This is a genomic window from Neolewinella aurantiaca, assembly GCF_008014675.1.
GTDB classification, from domain to species: Bacteria; Bacteroidota; Bacteroidia; order Chitinophagales; family Saprospiraceae; genus Neolewinella; species Neolewinella aurantiaca.
Genome location: NZ_VOXD01000092.1, coordinates 1 through 1,533, shown reverse-complemented (window position 1 = coordinate 1,533; position 1,533 = coordinate 1). Strand labels below are relative to the sequence as shown.

1 protein-coding gene is annotated in these 1,533 nt (G+C 50.2%); it reads right to left on the bottom strand.

Annotation, left to right across the window (positions count from 1 at the left end):
- Positions 1–256: 256 nt before the first annotated feature.
- Positions 257–1,246 carry an adenosine deaminase gene (gene add / locus FUA23_RS22135; protein WP_147932954.1) on the bottom strand — a complete coding sequence of 330 codons (990 nt, stop codon included), beginning with the start codon at positions 1,244–1,246 and terminating at the stop codon, positions 257–259.
- Positions 1,247–1,533 lie beyond the last annotated feature (287 nt).

Below are 1,533 nucleotides of genomic sequence, written 5' to 3'. Positions count from 1 at the left end.
GGGCCGCAGCAAGGCAGCGAACTATTTGACGGCCACATAAACAAAGTCGGCCGGTGGAGCGCGGGCATTGGTAGCCCCCCGGCCCCCAGAAGGGGAGATGTGGATACGGACGAGACTGTCTACGGCACCGCAATCGGGACAGTCGGAGAGCGATCGACCGAGGTGATTCTCCAAAAGATCGCGGGTGCGTTCGGCGCGTTGTTTTTTCTCGGGGGTGGAGGCTGGATTGAACCACGTCCCTCACATTTCCACCTCATCAGTTCCAGTAGCTTCGCTCAATCCGAGCCCTGACCAGGTCTTTGATCTCAGGACTTGCAAAAGAATGTTTAATAGCTTCGAGGTTACACTTTTTGAAATGACTTTTGTCCCATCCGAAGACCTGATGAAGAAGGTTGTACTCATCCGTCAGGGAGACATTTGAAACTGCCCGCCCATCGGTGTTTATGCTTAAGGACAATCCTGAATCGAAGAACGTGTTTATCGGATGGTCTTCTATCTTGTCAAATACATCTACCTGAATGTTGCTGGTTGGACATATTTCCAAGTGTATTTCCTTCTCTTTGAGAAAGGATACCAGTTCATCGGCTTCGGTACTCCTCACACCGTGGCCTATCCTTGCGGGGCGGAAGTTTTCTAATGTTTCCCAAACACTCGCTGCCCCTTTTGCTTCGCCGGCGTGGGCTGTGCACGGGAGGTTGTTCCTGTTCGCGAATTGAAATGCTTTTACGTGGTCAGTGATCGGGAATCCGGCTTCGTTGCCCGCGATGTCGAAGCCCACAACGTGGGTGCCTTCGTATTTCTGGACCAGCTCAACTGTTTGCATACTCTGCGCTTCGCTGTGTCGGCGTAAGGTGCACAGGATGATTCCTGCGTGAATGCCGTGCTTTTTGGTGCTTTCACCAACGGCATCGTTAACGACTTTTACTACTTGCTCCGGAGAGAGTCCTCCGAATGTATGGAGTAGGGGCGCAAACCGGATTTCTGCGTAAACTACCTTGTCTTCATTCAGCTGCCGAAAGAGATCAAAGGTGACCAGCCTCAGTTGTTCCGGCGTTTGCATTAGCTCGAAGCCTTTTACGGCGTGCTTGAGGTAGTCGGCTAAGTTGTTACATTTTTTTGGAGCGATGAATGACTGCTGGTATTCCGCTAAAGTTATCGTGGGCTTCAGTTGTTTGACTACCTGGAAGCTAAGGGAGCAATCAAGGTGCAGGTGGAGTTCAACTTTTGGCAGGTCTTTGAAGCTCATTTTTAAAGATTTGTGATTGTTCAGACGCCACAGCGATATGCTCCCCCAGGCAGAATCGATGGTGGGGCAAAATTGCACCTTTGATGACCGAGGTAACTATAACTACCGGCCGGGCAAAGCTACGCCTTGCCCGCAATACCTATCCTGCTCCTCCAACTTTACCTTGCACCTGCGATTGCTATGAGATAACCAAAGAAGCTTGCAACTTTCTTTCATACATAACTTTGTTTTCGTGGCAAGCGTAGATCGCTCTACATAGTTTGTTCCGGATAGCATTTAGTACCTGC